This window comes from Cellvibrio sp. 25HG11W-0 (assembly GCF_057815475.1).
Window position 1 is genome coordinate 1,503,502 of sequence record NZ_CM174230.1, and the last position, 17,023, is coordinate 1,520,524.

Genomic DNA, 17,023 nt, shown 5'->3' on the forward strand with positions numbered 1-17,023 from the left:
CTAGCATAAAGCAGAAAAGGCAGCTCCAATAAGAGCTGCCTTTTCTATGCTTAAGCTTTGAGTGGCTTATATTTCATGCGCTTGGGTTGTGAGTCGTGACCTTTGCGTTTTACGAAGTCTTCATGGTAATCGGTGTAGTTACCTTCAAAGAAGACAATATCCGAATCGCCTTCATAGGCCAGTATGTGCGTGGCGATACGGTCGAGGAACCAACGATCATGCGAGATCACTAATACGCAGCCAGGAAAGGCGAGAATTGCATCTTCCAGTGCGCGCAGTGTTTCAATATCCAAGTCGTTTGAGGGTTCATCGAGCAGCAGTACGTTAGCGCCTTGCTTTAGCGTATTAGCTAAATGTAAACGGCCGCGCTCACCGCCGGACAATTCGCCTACACGTTTTTGTTGGTCGGAGCCTTTAAAGTTGAAGCGGCCAATGTAAGAGCGCGAGTTAACTTCGTAGTTGCCGATTTTCAAAATATCTTGCCCGTCGGATATTGCTTCCCATACGGATTTTTTATCGTCGAGATTTTCACGGCTCTGTTCTACATAGGCGACCTTGACGGTTTCGCCGATGGTGACAGTGCCGCTATCTGGCTGTTCGGCTCCGGCTATCATGCGGAATAGGGTGGATTTACCCGCGCCGTTACCGCCCACGATACCGACGACGGCACCCTTGGGAATACTCAGGGTGAGGTTATCGATTAAGAGACGGTCGCCGTAGCCCTTGCTGACATTTTCTAATTCGATAACTTTATCGCCCAAGCGCTCACCGGGTGGAATATAGATCTCGTTGGTTTCGTTGCGCGCTTGGAATTCTTGCGATTGCAGTTCATCGAAGCGTGCTAAACGTGCCTTACTTTTCGCTTGACGACCCTTGGGGTTTTGGCGAACCCATTCCAATTCGGTTTTCAGGGCTTTTTGATGGGCGGCTTCTGAGCGTGATTCTTGCGCTAAGCGAGCTTCTTTCTGTTCCAGCCAGTTGGTGTAATTTCCTTCATAAGGAATGCCGTGGCCGCGGTCGAGTTCGAGAATCCAACCGGCAGCATTGTCGAGAAAGTAGCGATCATGGGTAATGGCCACAACGGTGCCGGTGAAACCGAGTAAAAATTGCTCCAGCCAATAAACCGATTCCGCATCCAAGTGGTTGGTGGGTTCGTCGAGCAACAACATGTCGGGGCGCGAAAGCAGCAGGCGGCAAAGCGCTACACGGCGACGTTCACCACCTGACAGTTTAGAAACGTCAGCATCCCACGGCGGCAAGCGCAATGAATCGGCCGCGACGTCTAGGGTATGTTGCAAGTTGTGCGCATCCCATGCTTGGATGATATCTTCGCATTTGGCTTGTTTTTTAGCCAGATCATCGAAGTCGGCATCTGCTTCGGCGTAGGCTGCATATATTTGATCGAGTTCAGCCAGTGCATCTACCGCTTCGCGCACACCGTCCTGCACATTGCCGAGTACATCTTTGGTTGGGTCTAGTTGGGGTTCTTGAGGTAAGTAGCCCACTTTGATGCCGGGCATAGGCCGCGCTTCACCGTTAAAATCCTGATCCACGCCCGCCATAATGCGCAGTAAGGTGGACTTGCCCGAGCCGTTTAGACCGAGCACGCCGATTTTGGCGCCAGGGAAGAAAGACAGCGAAATGTCTTTCAGGATTTCACGTTTGGGCGGTACAACTTTGCCCAGTCGATGCATGCTGTATACATATTGAGCCATGGAGCTAAAACCTCGGTCAGTAAAGAGGGTGCCTACTATAAAGAAAGCCGCGCTGGGGGGAAAGCGACATACACCATTGGATTTTATTTACGCGCGCGCGAGCCCTAAAGTTGCGCGTATTTGGTGCATGTTTGACGCTATCCTAAAACGTTCAAAAAAAGATTGAATTCGGCTTTAGGCGGCTAATCTGTTAGACTGGCACCGCTGCGAAGTACGTATGTAGGCTGAAAGTTTTGCATGCCGCGCAGTCTAGGGAGCCGATCTTTAGGCCCCATCCTGAATTTGGCAACGCCTAATTTACTGCAATTATTTTGTTCAAGAGAGCAGCCATTTAGAACAGGAATATCTAATTCTAAAGGGGTGTTAGTGAAACGGTGTTTTTCGCTGAATACCTTTTCATTCTGCATTGTTTTTGATTAATGGCGTACTGGTTTCTGTGAGTGTTACTTGCTATAAAAAATCATTCGTTACTTGCTGTATTTATTGCCCTGCAATCTACACTTAAAAATCAACTTTGCCTTTAATAGGGTGCGAATTGATCTCCTTGAAATGACTTGGTGAGGAAAATGATGTCTGCTAAAAACCCGAATACCTTAAAAGACCCCAATAACCATTTGATTGTGCGCAATGCGACCCTGCAAGATGTCCCTGCCATTGTGGCGCTCTCTGAGCGTGTTTATAAGCCGCTGAAAATGGAGGTGTATTCACCTGCTGCCGTTATTGGGCAAATCAATAATTTCGCACAAGGTCAGATAGTTGTAATCGTTGGCGATGCCTTAGTAGGTTATTGCGCCACTTTCCGCATTGCTGAAAAAATTGGTTTAAAGCCCCACACTTGGCATGAAATTACTGGCAACGGTTACGCTTCGCGTCACGATATTAACGGCGATTGGCTCTATGGCATGGAAGTCTGTATTGATGACAGTTGTCGCGGCTATCGCATTGGCCAGCGTCTTTATAATGAGCGTAAAAAATTATGCCAAAGCTTGGGCTTAAAGGGAGTTGTTTTCGCCGGGCGTATTCCTAATTTAGCTAAGCGGATTGGAAAATTAAAAACAGTTGAAAACTACATAGACCAAGTTGTTCACAAAAAAATTAAAGACCCTGTGTTGTCATTTCAATTGCGTAACGGTTTTGAAGTGATCGGCATAGTAGAAAATTATTTGCCAGATGATGATCAATCTATGGGTTATGCCGCGCACATGGTGTGGAAAAATCCTAAAGTGCAATCGAGTGAATCCAAGCAAGTAAAGCAGTTTGGGGTGCGTATGCCCGACGTGGTGCGCATTGCTACGGTTCAGTACCAGCTGCGGAAAGTGAGTTCTTTCAGCGAGTTCATTCAAAATATAGAATATTTTGTGAATGTGGTTGCGGATTATAAAAGTGACTTTGTGGTATTTCCGGAGTTATTCACCCTGCAATTACTCTCTATCGAAGATCAGGAATTGACGCCAAGTGAATCGATAGAAGCACTGACGAAGTATACTCCGCGCTTTAAAGAGTCAATGCGTGAGCTAGCGCTTAAGTACAATGTAAATATTATTGCTGGCTCTCACCCTACGCGGGTTGAGAATGGGCGCATTGAAAATATCAGTTACGTTTTCTTGCGTGATGGCCGCTCATTTGAGCAACCTAAAATCCACCCCACGCCAATGGAACGCTATTGGTGGGATATTGAAGGTGGAAGCTCTCTGCGCGCAATCGATACTGACTGCGGCCCTATTGGTGTATTGATTTGTTATGACTCTGAGTTCCCTGAGCTTGCGCGTCATTTGGTCGATCAAGGTGTGCAAATTTTGTTTGTACCTTTCTGTACGGATGAGCGCCAAAGTTATTTGCGTGTGCGTTATTGCTGCCAAGCGCGGGCGGTAGAAAACCAAATTTATGTGGTGATGTCCGGTAATGTGGGTAATTTACCTAACGTGGCGAACTTGGATATTCAGTATGCGCAAAGCTGTATTCTCACGCCTTGTGATTTCCCTTTCGCCCGTGATGGTATTGCCGCCGATACTACTCCGAATGTGGAGATGATAGGTTTTGCAGATTTACGCCCTGATCTGTTAATTCAAGCGCGTAACAGTGGTACCGTACAAAACTTGAAAGATCGCCGTCATGATTTATACCGTATGCAATGGCGCGGCGACAAAAGCTAGTCATTTTTACTTGAAGTAAGTTTGAATAAAAAAAGCAGCGTCTAATTTAGGCGCTGCTTTTTTTATAGCTATAACTATTCTTGGCCGAAGTTACATCTCGCGGCCACCACGCATTATACGCCTTTCTCCGCCACCGCTCGCATTGCCTCGATCATTGTTGCGCATGTTTTCAATGCGATTATTGTCTCTTGTGTTGTTGTTTCTTGGATTGTTGTCTGAATTATTGTTTGAGTTGTCGTCGCGATTGTAATTGATACGCTCTTCGCTATTGTGCTCAATGCGTTGCGGACGATCAGCCTTATAAGTCTCTGTGCGAGTAATAGGAGTAACTGTTCTCGACTCCTGTTGCTGAGGGCGCGAGTTGCCGTAGTTGCGTGTTTCTGTTGTGTGCTCTGCCCTAATACCAACTGGATTAGTAGATTGGTTGTTGCGCTGCTCGGGCCCATTCTGCGGGCGTGTATTTTGAATGGTATCGCGACGATTGTTAAAACGTGGTGCGTCAGTCGTGGTCGTACTTCGGCCGGGTATCGCTGCTCTCTCTGGTTGATGACTGTCGGATTTAATCCCAGGGAGTTGTCTTTCATTTCTTTGGATGTTTTGGCGATTGGCTGTTTGAGTCTCATTGTGCGCACCCATACGCTCGCGCAGTTGTTCGGCGCGATTTTGTATTACTTGATTACCTGCATCATTCTGTTGCTTGACTACATTATTGCTATTGCCGCGTACAACACGTTCATTGCGTGGGTTGTTACTCTTGTCGAGATTGGGCAAGCGTGCACCGCCTGCCTGCTGTCCATTTGAACGCTCAGCACGACGATCATAGGGCTGCTCTGTACGCGCGTTGCTTTGACGCAATTCGCGCGCCCGGTTAGGTGCTACATAGCCATTACCTGAGCCGCCGTTATTTCCGCGCAAGCTGTCGCGGTAGCGATGGGCGCTGTCGTAACTTTCTTGTCTGCCATTGTAAAGCGCGCGAGTGCGCTCATTGTGATAGGCCACATTACGTCTGTGCACAGGGTTATGCTGCCAAGGGCGCGCGTCTTCGTAGCGGGAAATACTACGACCATCATAAAAGCGTGGGCCTGAGTAATGATGATGGCGATCTACCACTACTACGCGGCGGTCGCGCCAGTGGCAGGAACTGAAATAAAAGTTAGGACCTAGATAAACTCGTGGGCCCCAGTAAAAGCCTGACACAAATACATAGCTGCTAGGGTAGTTCCAGTAAACAGGCGGATAATCTGGCCACCACCAGTTGCCATAGATGACGCGCGTATCATAGGCGGGTACGTAAACAACACGCTCCACCGAGGGCTCGATGATGATGGTTTTCTCTTCGCGTATGACGCGAACATTATCAACCTTGTCGAGGTTACCTGAGGCGTAGGCGCGATTACGCAAATTTTGAATACTGTCCATTACGCGTGCTTCATTAGAAAGAAAAGCATCGCCTAGGTTTTGGGTCCAGTCGAGATCCTCGCTCATGCGGCGCAGAATGTCGGGGAAGGCTGTCAGTGCCTTTACACTGGGGTCCCAGTCTTTGTTATCTACCGCGTTGACGGCAGCTTCACCTTCGAGCTTAGTGTGGCTGCGTACCCAGCGATCGGCTTCTACTACTTCTAGCGGGTAGGTGGACGCAATTAGTAGATGAGACAGAACAGTATCTGGATAAAGAGCTATAGGCGCGAGCATGGCATCCAGCTGCGCTTGGCTGAACTCGACGACCGGAGGCTCTTGTGCTGCTGCGCTCTTGAGGGGGGTGCCTAGGCTGGCAGCTATGAGTAGAATCAATGCTAGATTTCTAACGAGGGGGCTGCCTCGCAGAGGCAAAAAGCGAGCAAAGCTAAAAGAATAGAGAAAGTTGGTGGATTTCATGGTCATGTCTCTCGGGGAGTTACACGTTTTTAGAGGGTTAATAACCCTTGTTGGTTCATTTATAGGCCGCAAGTGCTTAATGCGGCCTGAATACTGGATATATATAGATTTTAAGCTGCTTCACTCGCTTGACTAATCGACCCATGGCTTGATAATGGCGCACCCAAAGCGGCATAGTGTCGCCCTTAGGAATTAGACCCCTCTTATTTTGAGATAGCGCATGATAGACGTGAACTTTCAGCTTAAAGGCAGTGCTGTTACTGTTGTGGTATTGGCTATTGTCAGTTATGAGCCGGAACAGTTACTGGCGCAATTGAAAGAGAAAATAGATCAAGCACCGCAGTTTTTTGTGAATTCCCCTGTTTTGATTAACCTAGATCGCTTGGAAAACCCTGAGGCTATAGCGGGAGCCGACGAATTGCTCACTATTTGTCGCCAGCTAGACCTGCAGCCCCTAGGTTTTAGCGGCGTACCTGAGTTATTGTTAGCGTCGGTTGCTGCGACAGGGTTGGCCGTATTGCCAACGCCCAGCGAGCGAGCCTTAAAGTTACCCAAGGCGCCTGCGCGCGATGTTGATGCTACGCGAAGTGTTGATACTATCGTTGAAACTCGAGTTGAGACGGTTATAGAGACCGTGATCGAAGAGCGCTTGGTGCAGCGTCAAAGCAAAGTGATTACCCGCCCCGTGCGTTCAGGTCAACAAATCTACGCCGAAGGCGCAGATTTAATTGTCTTGGCACAAGTGAGTGAGGGTGCAGAGGTTTTGGCTGATGGCCATATTCATATTTATGGATCGCTGCGTGGCCGTGCGTTGGCAGGGGTCAAGGGCGATGAGAGTGCGCGCATTTTTTGTCAGCAAATGGAGGCTGAGTTGGTGTCCATTGCCGGTAATTTTGTGTTGCAGGATACGCTGCCTAAAGAGTTATTTAAAAAGCCAGTCCAAGTTTCGCTGCAGGGCGAAAAAGTAATTCTTGAGGCTTTGCTTAGCAGTTAATTATTCGCGACTACAGATGTTTTAATTCGTTTGTATGAAGCTACATTTGTTTCTATTTGATTTTATGTATTTATTTAAAGGAGCCTCCCTTGGCCAAGATTATTGTTGTTACCTCAGGTAAAGGCGGAGTGGGTAAAACCACTTCCAGCGCAGCGATCAGTACCGGCTTGGCTATGCGCGGCCACAAAACCGTTGTAATAGATTTCGACGTGGGTCTGCGCAACCTCGATTTGATCATGGGCTGTGAGCGCCGCGTAGTGTACGATTTTGTGAACGTGATCAAAGGCGAGGCGACACTCAATCAAGCTATGATCAAAGATAAGCGTGTGGAAGGCCTGTTCATCTTGCCTGCTTCGCAAACACGCGATAAGGATGCATTGTCGCGCGAAGGTGTCGAAAAGGTTATCAATGATCTCGCGAAAGACTTTGAATATATAGTCTGTGATTCACCTGCCGGCATAGAGCAAGGCGCGTTGATGGCACTTTATTTTGCCGATGTGGCTATAGTTGTTACCAACCCAGAGGTTTCCTCGGTGCGTGACTCGGATCGTATCTTGGGTATACTACAAAGCAAGTCGCGCCGTGCTGAGCAGAATCTTGAACCAATAGAAGAGCATTTGTTATTAACGCGCTACAATCCTACACGTGTTGATGCGGGTGAAATGCTCAGTGTGGGCGATGTGGAAGAAATTTTAGCCATTCCGCTGCTGGGTGTTATTCCTGAGTCAGAAGCAGTGCTCAAAGCGTCAAATCAAGGGACTCCCGTAATCATGGATGAGGCCACTCAAGCGGGTCAGGCGTATAGCGATGCTGTCGATCGCTTGCTGGGTAAAGATATACCGCACCGTTTTCTGGAAGCCGAGAAAAAAAGTTTTATAAAACGCTTATTGGGGGTGTAAACCGTGAGTATTTTTGATTATCTACGCAAAAAAACTGCCCCTACGTCAGCATCTACTGCGAAGGAGCGCTTGCAAATTATCGTAGCCCACGAACGCAATAAGCGTCAGTTGAATCAGCCTGACTTCTTGCCGCAAATGCAGCAGGAAATTATTGCAGTAATTCGCAAGTATATTAATATCGATTCTGATCAGGTGACCGTAAGCCTCGACAACACTGATCATTGCTCGGTCTTAGAGCTGAACATTACCTTGCCAGAATAGTTTGCATGCGAGTAGAATTATTCGTATCAAGGGGTTGCAGTGAAAGCTGCAGCCCCTTTTTGTTTACTCAATAAAATGAGTTTTTATGAACTTACACGCAATGACGCGCAGCGCTGATAGTCTCGTTGTGTTTGATTTTGAAACCACAGGGTTGTCGCCCGATATGGGCGACCGTAGTATTGAAGTTGGCGCGGTACTTATTGAGTCGGGGCGCATAACACAGCGCTTTCAACAATTGATGAATCCCGGTGTTCGCATTCCGCTTTTTGTTGAAAATCTAACGGGCATTACCACGGCCATGGCTCAAGCTGCACCCAGTAATGCCAAGGTGATGGCAGAGTTCTACGAATTTATCGCCGGGCATAATCTTGTCGCACACAACGCCTCTTTTGACGACCGTTTTTTGCGTGCGGAATTTCGGCGTATTAAAAAGACGTTTGGCGGTGCTATCGCATGCAGTCTGCTGGCAGCGCGGCGCTTATTGCCTACTGCGCCTAACCACCAATTAATTACCTTGGCAGATTATCTTGGGCTGCCCAATGAGGGTAATTACCACCGTGCCTTGGCTGATGCGGAAGTGACTGCGCACCTGTGGTTGAATTTACTTGATAAGGTGCGGGTGAATTATGGCGTGGATAATGTTTCCTTTGAGTTTATGCAAGCACTGACCAAAGTGCCTAAGCATAAGTTAGCGCACTTTGTAGATACTTGGCGTTCCGCTTCAGTTGTTGCAGTTAACTAAGGTGTAGGTGACGTGATTTTTCACAAGGGTGAGGGTTCGGTTTATGTTGAGGATTAGTGCGAAAATCGTGGTTATTTTTTTCTACTCGTTGGTGTTTATGGCACTGGCGGGTTGCGGCTACCTCATTCAGCCGACGCTGACGCAAAGTATTTTTCAGTTAGAGAAAGGTAGTTACCAGCTGGATAAAGCTCATGCAACAGTGCTCTTTAAAATTAATCACCTAGGGCTTTCCACCTATGTGGGGCGCTTTAATCGAGTAGAAGCCAGCTTAGAGTTTGATCCCAATAACTTGGCGGCTGCAAAATTGTCAGCGGCAATTGATATTGCCAGTTTGGATATTAATAATGCCTCACTTACTGAAACACTTCTGAGTGGTAGTTGGTTTGATGTGCAGCATTATCCGCAAGCCTTTTTTAAAACGACCAGTGTGCGTTTGTTGGATGAAAGCAATGCCGAATTTAGCGGCAACCTTAGCTTACATGGGGTTACAGCTCCGATAGTTTTACGCATACATTTTAATGGTGCTGGCAATAATTTACTCAGTGGTGCCTATACGCTGGGCTTTAGTGCGCGCGGTAGCTTACAGCGCTCGGTATTTGGCATGGATAATTTAATTCCCGCCTTAGCGGATCAGGTCGACCTTGAAGTGTTTGCCGAATTTCAACAGCAATAAATTACGATGTGAGGTGCTGCAATGAGCAATGGAATTTTGATTGGTGGCAATGGTACCCAGCAGGTATCACTGAATTTACGCATGGCCAACCGCCACGGTTTGATAGCGGGTGCAACAGGTACAGGTAAAACAGTTACTTTGCAAATACTTGCTGAAGGTTTTGCCAAAGCGGGTGTGCCTGTTTTTATGGCGGATATTAAAGGTGACTTATCGGGCCTTACACAGGCGGGAAAGCCGCATGGAAAAATAGATGAGCGCATAAAAAAAATCGGTATTGAAAGTTATTATCAGCGCCCCTTTCCCTGTGTGTTTTGGGATTTATTCGCGCAGCAGGGCCACGCGGTACGCGCCACTATTTCAGATGTAGGGCCGTTGTTACTAGCCAATTATTTCGAACTCAATGAAACCCAAACAGGTGTGCTTTACGCCGCGTTTAAAATTGCCGATGATCAAGGCATGTTAATGCTCGACTTGAAAGACTTGCAGGCCATGCTTAATTGGATGAAGGACGAACGTAAAAATCTAGCTGATGAATATGGCGGTTTAAGTGAGGCAAGTATCTCTGCAATACAGCGCCGCTTAATGATGTTAGAGCAGCAGGGGGCGGACCATTTTTTTGGCGAGCCTGCATTGGATTTGCAGCACCTTATGCAGGTGACATTAGAGGGAACGGGGGTGATTAATATTCTCGATGCCACGACGCTCGTCAATCAACCTAAACTTTATTCGATATTTTTACTCTGGCTAATTTCAGAATTATTTGAAAATCTACCTGAGCAGGGTGATGTAGAAAAACCTAAAATGGTCTTCTTCTTTGATGAAGCTCATCTACTGTTTAATGATGCACCTAAAGTGTTGCTTGATAAAATAGAACAGGTTGTACGTTTAATTCGCTCTAAGGGTGTAGGTATTTATTTTATCTCGCAAAGCCCAGCAGATATTCCTGATGCGGTATTAGGGCAGCTTGGTAATAGGGTGCAGCATGCGCTGCGGGCCTTCACGCCTAGAGATCAGCAAGCGGTAAAAGTGGCTGCGCAAACCTTTAGAGCTAACCCCGCTTTTGCTACAGAAATGGCGATAACCGAGCTGGGTATTGGTGAGGCTTTGGTTTCAGTGCTTGATGATAAAGGTGCGCCTACACCGGTGGAGCGAGTTTTGATTGTACCGCCTGCATCAAAGATGGGGCCTATCACAGCCAATGAGCGACTGGAAGTTGTAGCGCGCTCGCCCTACAAAAGCCTCTATGAAAAAATTATTGATCGCGAGTCTGCCTATGAAGTATTGCGTGGAAGAGTCGAACAGCAGTTGCATATTGCAACTCAGCAAGAACAGCAAAAGGTGCAGGAGCAGTTAAGTAAGGAGCAGGAGCGCCAATATAAATTGCAGCAAAAAGAGCGAGAGCGATTCGCACGTGAACAAGCGCGCGCGCAACAGCAAGCCGAGCGAAGTAGTAGCAAGCGCGAAAGCGCATTTGAGGCCATGGCGAAAAGCGCCGCTCGAGCAGTGGGCAGTAATCTTGGGCGGCAAATAGTGCGTGGAATTCTTGGTTCGCTACTCGGTGGACGGCGTTAATTCAATTCAAGATTTAAGTGGGGAGCAGACCAGTAAAGAGTTATATCTATGATTCAATGCTAATAGCTCTGTTCTATTGAATAAAGCTGATGTCCGGCTCTAACCGGTGCATTGTGTCGGAATTTCATACATTTTCATTTTGTGATTTTCGTCACATTTTTGCAAGTCTTTGAAATAAGGTTTCTATTTAAAAGTGGCGCGTTAATTGCCTTTGTGTGGGTATGTTGAAAAACTGACATCGACTTCATTCACATATCAAACTCAAAAAGGAAGATTCACATGAAGCAACTTATAAGATTAGCCTTAGGTGCCGCTGTCCTGATGGCTGCTGCTATTGTGCAGGCTGTTCCCGTCGTTACTCTCTCTGCCACTGGCCTCACCACCACCTCTGTGGCAGGTGCCACTGTAATTGACTTTAATAGTGGGCTTTGTGGTTATGCTACTTGCAGTGGTGATTATCAAATCGTTTTAGGTACTACAAGTCAGCATGCGCAACCTGCCGGTACTAATACTCAATACTTAGCTGTACCTAATCCGGTATCTAATGGTTCAGCTATGTTCAAATTGGACACCAATGCGGATTACTTTGGCTTATATTGGGGCTCTATCGACAACTATAACAGCATCAGCTTCTATCTAGCGGGTAGCCTGGTTGCAAGTTATACGGGTACACAAATAGTAGGTGCAAGTTATGCGAATGGTAATCGTGTAAGCCTGAATTCAAATCGTTACATTAACTTTGCATTTGGTACGGACTTGTTTGATAGCGTTAAATTAACAAGCACTCAATTTGCATTTGAAAGCGATAATCACGCCTATCGCGCTGTTGCGAAAGTACCCGAACCCTCTGCCTTGTTATTGTTTTTGGCAGGCTTTATGGGTTTGATTGCAGTGCGTGTACGCTCTCGCTAAGGGTTGAATTTATTAGTCCTCAGGTCACCGAAAAGCCCCTAGCCAAAAGCAGGGGCTTTTTATTTGATGGTGCAAACTAATTCGTGAAGACAGCAGTTAAAACCTTGCCCTCGCCTTAACTTATGCAGGAAATGTTCACCCTCGAGAATCTCGTCCCTGCCAGCTATCTGCCACATGAAAATAATCGGTGAGTTATTTTTGAGTTTATTTGCAATAGAGTGCGGTATTTATATTGTATGTCTAAAACAGGTCTAAGGATTTTATTATCTCGATCTCCATACGGTAAATGCAAGGCAGATCATCACCGATATAAGGCAATGCTCGCTTTCGTAAGCTTTACGTTCGGTATTGATTATCGCTTGAATAAGAAGTGGAGTCTTTTGCCGAACAGCTATTTATCTTCGGCATCAGTATCATTGGTTACACCTGACTAGCGATTCAATTACTTCCATGCAATACCACGAATTGCTTAGGCTGTCGGGGGATGCCATTCAGGCTGCAGCAATGGCATCAGTATCGATTTTTGGAGTAATAGATGCACAGTCGCAATCGGATAAAGGTGGTGACTCGACGGGATGCTGCATGCAGTGTGGGTCACACGGATGTGCAACGATTAACGACAAAGGGGAGGCTGATTCATCTGCGCTGGAAGTATAAATCCCACTTTTTAGGTGGGGCTTGGGCGCATTCTGAGGGTGATTTATTCACCCTCCTTTTGTATGTGTATGTGTATGTGTATGTGTATGTGTATGTGTATGTGTATGTGTATCAATAAAGCATTAGTCTATTCTAAAGTCTTAAAATATCCTTTGGAAGTTTTAGCGGTTACGCTGGCGAGAGACGAGTTGTTTAACTTTTCGCTCTGCGCTGGAGAATGCATCGCGTACGGCAACGTGAATAGATTCATCATCTTGAGTGAAAGCCATTGGATGGCCTTTAATATCTAGCTCGATTGAGGCGCGAAATTGTTTGCCTTTGTGTTTGTGATGGTGTGGGGTATCCAAAATAACGCGGCTATGTACTATTTGATCGGTGAAGCGGCTGAGCTTTTCAAGCTTTTTTAGGATGATGTTATTGAGTGCAGCAGAAGAATCCAAATCACGATATACAACGTCGACAGCAGGTTTCATCGTAGGGCTCCTTAACGTTTAAGTTGGAGGGCAGGGCTCCCAGCTTGGGTTGCGTAAAAACCTAACCCTCATCTCTATATTGATACTCTTTGGCAAAATATCAAGTGTTAAATGCTTTTTTCTTAATATTTTTTGATCTTCCTATATGCTTTTAAGCTCTAAAGCTTTTTTATTGATGGTGAGCTTTGGTTGTAAGTTGGGTTGCAGAATGACTTGATTCATAGTGTTGCGTCTGGTGCTTAGTGTCGAGTTTAAGCTTTGTCTTGGGGGCTAGCCTATAAATATTTTTAGCAAATTTATTTAATTTTTTAATGCTAGCCCTTGAAATAATATTGTTGAACCTTACTTTAAGATTGCGATTGCTTGAAAGAGGGTCGCAAACATAAATAAGCTTGATCTTTGAAGATAAGCTAACTTCAACATATTGCTCATTTGAGGATATATATTATGCGTAACTTTGATTTTTCTCCACTTTATCGCTCTGCAATTGGTTTTGACCGCATGGCTAGTTTGCTCGACAATTTGTCACGCAGTGAACAAGCGCAGCCCAGTTATCCACCTTACAATATTGAATTAACGGGGGAGGATAAATATCGAATTACTATGGCCGTAGCTGGTTTTGATCGCGACGAGATTAATATTGAAATGCATCAGAATTTATTAACTATTTCTGCTAATAAAGAGGCGGAGCAAGAGGCGAAAACGTATTTGCATCAGGGCATAGCTGCGCGCAGTTTTGAGCGTCGTTTTCAGCTTGCCGATCATGTGCAAGTGCTTTCCGCTAACTACGAGAGCGGGCTGCTACACGTAGATTTACAGCGAATAATTCCTGAGTCTATGAAGCCACGGCGTATTGAGATTGGCGCCCAGGCTACCGCGGAAAAGTTGACTACTGGTGATAAGCCATCAGCAGTGGAAGGTATCGCAGCTTAAGTTTCATAACTAATGTTTTTTTGAGGGCCTCTGCAGCATTGCAGGGGCTTTTTTTATTCCGTTTTAAATAATTTTGCGCGCACTGTATCTCTGTAGGCCTGAGGTGTAGTAGCCCAGTGCTTTTTGAAAAGGCCGGCGAAGTAGCTAGTGTCTTGATAACCAATTCGATCCGCTATATCGCCAATGGATAGATTGCTGGTTTTGAGTAGGTCGCGTGCTGTATTGATGCGGATTTCTTGTAGGTATTCTAGTGGGGTTTTACCAAGTGCATTTTTAAAACGGCGATTGAGTGTACGCGTACTCATACCGAATCTTTCTGCCAATTGTGGAAATAGGATAATGCGATAGTAATTATCTTGAAGCCATATTTGAATTTGAATAATATCTTCGTCTGGGTGTGGTTTTTGGGTGTCCTCGAAAAAAGCACTGCTTTCATAGGACTTGCGAATTTCATGGGAGAAGTGACGCTCAACATGGTTTGCGATTTCTTTGCCAAAAAAACGCTGGATAAAGTGCACGGTTAGATCGGCGAGGGAGTTAACACTTGCAGCGCAATAAAGGTTGCCGGCTTGGGTGATGAAATACTGTCGCTTGAGTTGCACGGTTGGATAATCTTTTTGAAATTGATCAAAGTAGTGCCAGTGAGTGGTGGCGGCCTTGCCGTCTAGTAGTCCTGCCTCTGCCAAAAAGCAGCAGCCTGTACCAACCGCGCTAATGATGGCTCCTTGCTCATATTGCTCTCGCAGCCACTTAAGGGTGGCTCCATGTTGCTGAATAATGGGGCGTGGATTGCGCCATAAGCCGGGTATATAAATAAGATCGCATTGAGCTGCGTCTTCTGGCGATTGCTCCGGTTGCCAATTTAGTCCTCCTCGTGTTGTTACAGCCTTGCTGGAGAGCCCGACGGTGCTAATGCGTAATCTCCTTTGTTTCTCTATAGGTAGTATCGCCTTAGCGGCGCTATCCGCTGCTAATAGCATTTCCATGGGGAGTGTGCTGCTGGTGGCGAGCATGCGTTCGCAGAGCAGGAATCGAATTTCTATTGGGGGCGACTGATTCATACATGGCTACTTGACTGATTTGTCATTGATTATGGCTAGATTGCCGAAGAAATCAACATGAGTTGCGCCTACACTCTCGACCTTGGTGAATTTTCTTCTTTTTTGCTTTTGGAGTTGAGTTATGTCCTCTGCCGCTGTTGCGCATTTTCCGGTTGTTGTGGGTTTTGGTGGATTCAATGCGGCTGGGCGTAGTTCTGGGCATCATGCTTATCGTCGTATGGTCATTGAAAGTCTTCCCGTTAATCTGCGCCAAGAAACCTTGGCTGGCTTGGCGGTAATGATGGGTTTGATTAAGTTTGAGGATGGTCACTATCGAGCCGAAGCAGGGGAGCCTGTCAGCTTGGATGCGATTGAATCTAACTTTGGCGAACGGGTGCTTAATGGCACGCTAATTCGCCGTATAAACAAAAGTTTTTTTGATGTTGATGCGGCGCACTGGCAAAAAACCGCGCTTTTGGGTGCAGGGGATTCATCCTTGACGTTTGAAATGCGTCAACGCGAATTGCCTGAGCCTGTACCTGCTGGTTGGCAGGTTGAGTCTCTAGGTGATGGAGATAGGGTGCGCGTTACTGTTTCCGGCGGCATGGAAGTCAAATTCGACAGTTATCGTGAGTTGCCGGTGAAGTCGGCGGGGCAATTACCTGAGGGGTTCAACCCTGGTGCGCTTTACAGTTCTCATTTTCATCCGCGTGCACTGCAAATGGCGGTGATTGGCGCTTCCGATGCTGTGCAATCTATTGGTATTGAGTGGTCTTCGATCATGGCTGCAATTAAGCCTGATCAAGTGGGGGTCTATGCCAGCAACGTTATGAGTCAAATGGATGAGGATGGTTTTGGCGGATTGCTGCAGTCGCGTCTAAAGGGCGGTCGAGTGAGCACTAAACAGTGTCCGCTGGGTTTGAATACTATGCCCGCGGATTTCGTAAATGCTTATATTCTTGGCAGTGTTGGGCATACTGGTGCTATTACGGGGGCCTGTGCGTCATTTCTCTATAATTTGCGCGCAGCTGTGGAAGATATAGCGACGGGTAAGTGTCGTGTAGCGGTGGTGGGATGTGCTGAGGCGCCTATAGTTCCCGAAATCATCGATGGCTACGCCACCATGGGTGCCTTGGCGAGCGAAGATAAGCTAAAAAAGCTTGATGGTAGCGATGAGGCTGATCCGCGTCGAACCAGTCGCCCATTTGGCGAAAATGCTGGTTTTACTATGGCTGAAGCCAGTCAGTACGTGGTGTTAATGGATGATACGCTGGCGCTGGCGCTGGGTGCTGATATCCATGGTGCCGTGAGCGATGTATTTATCAATGCCGATGGTTTTAAAAAATCCATCTCTGCACCTGGCCCAGGCAATTACATAACTATGGCTAAGGCGGTAGCGGCAGCGCGTGCACTTTTGGGTGATGAAGCTGTGCAGCAGCGCTCAATGATTCAGGCTCACGGCTCGAGTACGCCACAAAATCGTGTGACTGAATCGCAAATTTTTGATCAAGTGGCGCAGGTATTTGGGATTGAAAGTTGGCCTGTTACTGCGGTAAAGGCCTATGTTGGGCACTCCTTGTCTGCCGCGAGTGGCGAGCAGCTCATTTCTACTCTTGGTGTGTTTAAGTACGGTTTAATTCCAGGGATTAAAACGATCGATAAAGTCGCCGATGATGTCTTTGCTGAGCGTTTAAGTATTTCTACAGTTGATGTGGATCGCGCGGCGGTGCCGATAGATGTTGCCTTCCTCAATTCCAAAGGCTTTGGTGGTAATAATGCTACCGCTACTGTGGTAGCACCGCGGGTGGTTGAGGTGATGCTGGCTAAGCGTCACGGTCAAGCGGCGATGGATGTCTACAAGCAAAAGCGTGAGGTGGTGCGGTCTCAGGCTCAGGCATATGATCAGGCTGCACTGCGCGGTGATTTCGCCACTATTTATCATTTTGGCCAAGACTTGATTGATGAGAGCTTGATTCGATTTGATCGCGACAAATTAAGCCTCCCAGGATTTGCTCAGGCTATAGATCTGGCCTGTACGAATCGCTTTGCAGATATGTGTGACTAGATCTTGTGGATTAGGGCTTAAACAGGTCTATACAAATGGCTTTCATTCACATAGAATGC

General features: G+C 46.7%; 15 protein-coding genes. 11 read left to right on the forward strand and 4 right to left on the reverse strand.

Translation table 11 applies throughout. The annotated features are described in order from the left end of the window. Nucleotides 1-50 precede the first annotated feature (50 nt). Nucleotides 51-1,715, reverse strand: a complete 1,665-nt coding sequence (gene ettA, locus AC0KUT_RS06225; RefSeq protein WP_488834392.1) for an energy-dependent translational throttle protein EttA — start codon at nucleotides 1,713-1,715, stop codon at nucleotides 51-53. Between the two features lie 566 nt (nucleotides 1,716-2,281). On the opposite strand from ettA, the gene AC0KUT_RS06230 reads away from it, so the two are divergent. Next, the gene (locus AC0KUT_RS06230) at nucleotides 2,282-3,868 is read left to right on the forward strand and encodes a carbon-nitrogen hydrolase family protein (protein ID WP_488834393.1); all 1,587 of its coding nucleotides are present in this window, start codon (nucleotides 2,282-2,284) and stop codon (nucleotides 3,866-3,868) included. Between the two features lie 90 nt (nucleotides 3,869-3,958). Here AC0KUT_RS06230 and AC0KUT_RS06235 read toward each other — a convergent pair whose 3' ends face one another. Beyond that, complete coding sequence (locus AC0KUT_RS06235; protein ID WP_488834394.1) at nucleotides 3,959-5,743, reverse strand: DUF3300 domain-containing protein; 1,785 nt, start codon at nucleotides 5,741-5,743, stop codon at nucleotides 3,959-3,961. 220 nt (nucleotides 5,744-5,963) lie between these two features. Between AC0KUT_RS06235 and minC the strand changes: the two genes are divergently transcribed. The 8 genes from minC to AC0KUT_RS06275 all read left to right on the forward strand — a co-directional run bounded on the left by minC (nucleotide 5,964) and on the right by AC0KUT_RS06275 (nucleotide 12,453). Next, nucleotides 5,964-6,737 carry a septum site-determining protein MinC gene (gene minC / locus AC0KUT_RS06240; RefSeq protein ID WP_488834396.1) on the forward strand — a complete coding sequence of 258 codons (774 nt, stop codon included), beginning with the start codon at nucleotides 5,964-5,966 and terminating at the stop codon, nucleotides 6,735-6,737. 89 nt (nucleotides 6,738-6,826) lie between these two features. Next, a complete protein-coding gene (minD, locus tag AC0KUT_RS06245; protein ID WP_488834397.1) occupies nucleotides 6,827-7,636 on the forward strand; it encodes a septum site-determining protein MinD in 810 nt (269 codons plus the stop codon). A gap of 3 nt (nucleotides 7,637-7,639) precedes the next feature. Beyond that, nucleotides 7,640-7,897: a cell division topological specificity factor MinE gene (gene minE, locus AC0KUT_RS06250; protein ID WP_488834400.1), complete on the forward strand. Its 258-nt coding sequence runs from the start codon at nucleotides 7,640-7,642 to the stop codon at nucleotides 7,895-7,897. A gap of 85 nt (nucleotides 7,898-7,982) precedes the next feature. Next, nucleotides 7,983-8,639, forward strand: coding sequence for a 3'-5' exonuclease (locus tag AC0KUT_RS06255; protein WP_488834401.1), 657 nt, complete (start codon nucleotides 7,983-7,985; stop codon nucleotides 8,637-8,639). A gap of 43 nt (nucleotides 8,640-8,682) precedes the next feature. Then, nucleotides 8,683-9,312, forward strand: coding sequence for a YceI family protein (locus tag AC0KUT_RS06260; RefSeq protein WP_488834404.1), 630 nt, complete (start codon nucleotides 8,683-8,685; stop codon nucleotides 9,310-9,312). A 21-nt stretch (nucleotides 9,313-9,333) separates the two neighbouring features. Continuing rightward, nucleotides 9,334-10,884: a helicase HerA-like domain-containing protein gene (locus AC0KUT_RS06265; protein ID WP_488834406.1), complete on the forward strand. Its 1,551-nt coding sequence runs from the start codon at nucleotides 9,334-9,336 to the stop codon at nucleotides 10,882-10,884. 279 nt (nucleotides 10,885-11,163) lie between these two features. Then, on the forward strand, nucleotides 11,164-11,796 hold the full coding sequence (locus tag AC0KUT_RS06270) for a PEP-CTERM sorting domain-containing protein (RefSeq protein ID WP_488834408.1): 633 nt from the start codon (nucleotides 11,164-11,166) through the stop codon (nucleotides 11,794-11,796). Between the two features lie 450 nt (nucleotides 11,797-12,246). Further along, nucleotides 12,247-12,453, forward strand: coding sequence for a hypothetical protein (locus AC0KUT_RS06275; RefSeq protein WP_488834410.1), 207 nt, complete (start codon nucleotides 12,247-12,249; stop codon nucleotides 12,451-12,453). Between the two features lie 161 nt (nucleotides 12,454-12,614). On the opposite strand, the gene AC0KUT_RS06280 is transcribed toward AC0KUT_RS06275, so the two are convergent. Then, nucleotides 12,615-12,926: an HPF/RaiA family ribosome-associated protein gene (locus AC0KUT_RS06280; protein ID WP_488834412.1), complete on the reverse strand. Its 312-nt coding sequence runs from the start codon at nucleotides 12,924-12,926 to the stop codon at nucleotides 12,615-12,617. A 447-nt stretch (nucleotides 12,927-13,373) separates the two neighbouring features. On the opposite strand from AC0KUT_RS06280, the gene AC0KUT_RS06285 reads away from it, so the two are divergent. Beyond that, nucleotides 13,374-13,859, forward strand: a complete 486-nt coding sequence (locus AC0KUT_RS06285; RefSeq protein ID WP_488834414.1) for an Hsp20 family protein — start codon at nucleotides 13,374-13,376, stop codon at nucleotides 13,857-13,859. Nucleotides 13,860-13,912: 53 nt separating this feature from the next. On the opposite strand, the gene AC0KUT_RS06290 is transcribed toward AC0KUT_RS06285, so the two are convergent. After that, the gene (locus tag AC0KUT_RS06290; protein WP_488834415.1) at nucleotides 13,913-14,920 is read right to left on the reverse strand and encodes a GlxA family transcriptional regulator; all 1,008 of its coding nucleotides are present in this window, start codon (nucleotides 14,918-14,920) and stop codon (nucleotides 13,913-13,915) included. Nucleotides 14,921-15,041: 121 nt separating this feature from the next. Here AC0KUT_RS06290 and AC0KUT_RS06295 point away from each other — a divergent pair, with 121 nt between their 5' ends. Next, entirely contained in the window at nucleotides 15,042-16,964 is a 1,923-nt protein-coding gene (locus tag AC0KUT_RS06295) for a beta-ketoacyl synthase (protein ID WP_488834416.1), read from the forward strand. Nucleotides 16,965-17,023 lie beyond the last annotated feature (59 nt).

What these genes read in the sequence shown, in the direction of transcription:
- ettA (WP_488834392.1), bottom strand. Translation starts at nt 1,715, where the DNA reads ATGGCTCAATATGTATACAGCATGCATCGACTGGGCAAAGTTGTACCG.
- AC0KUT_RS06230 (WP_488834393.1), top strand. Translation starts at nt 2,282, where the DNA reads ATGATGTCTGCTAAAAACCCGAATACCTTAAAAGACCCCAATAACCAT.
- AC0KUT_RS06235 (WP_488834394.1), bottom strand. Translation starts at nt 5,743, where the DNA reads ATGAAATCCACCAACTTTCTCTATTCTTTTAGCTTTGCTCGCTTTTTG.
- minC (WP_488834396.1), top strand. Translation starts at nt 5,964, where the DNA reads ATGATAGACGTGAACTTTCAGCTTAAAGGCAGTGCTGTTACTGTTGTG.
- AC0KUT_RS06255 (WP_488834401.1), top strand. Translation starts at nt 7,983, where the DNA reads ATGAACTTACACGCAATGACGCGCAGCGCTGATAGTCTCGTTGTGTTT.
- AC0KUT_RS06260 (WP_488834404.1), top strand. Translation starts at nt 8,683, where the DNA reads ATGTTGAGGATTAGTGCGAAAATCGTGGTTATTTTTTTCTACTCGTTG.
- AC0KUT_RS06265 (WP_488834406.1), top strand. Translation starts at nt 9,334, where the DNA reads ATGAGCAATGGAATTTTGATTGGTGGCAATGGTACCCAGCAGGTATCA.
- AC0KUT_RS06270 (WP_488834408.1), top strand. Translation starts at nt 11,164, where the DNA reads ATGAAGCAACTTATAAGATTAGCCTTAGGTGCCGCTGTCCTGATGGCT.
- AC0KUT_RS06275 (WP_488834410.1), top strand. Translation starts at nt 12,247, where the DNA reads ATGCAATACCACGAATTGCTTAGGCTGTCGGGGGATGCCATTCAGGCT.
- AC0KUT_RS06280 (WP_488834412.1), bottom strand. Translation starts at nt 12,926, where the DNA reads ATGAAACCTGCTGTCGACGTTGTATATCGTGATTTGGATTCTTCTGCT.
- AC0KUT_RS06285 (WP_488834414.1), top strand. Translation starts at nt 13,374, where the DNA reads ATGCGTAACTTTGATTTTTCTCCACTTTATCGCTCTGCAATTGGTTTT.
- AC0KUT_RS06290 (WP_488834415.1), bottom strand. Translation starts at nt 14,920, where the DNA reads ATGAATCAGTCGCCCCCAATAGAAATTCGATTCCTGCTCTGCGAACGC.
- AC0KUT_RS06295 (WP_488834416.1), top strand. Translation starts at nt 15,042, where the DNA reads ATGTCCTCTGCCGCTGTTGCGCATTTTCCGGTTGTTGTGGGTTTTGGT.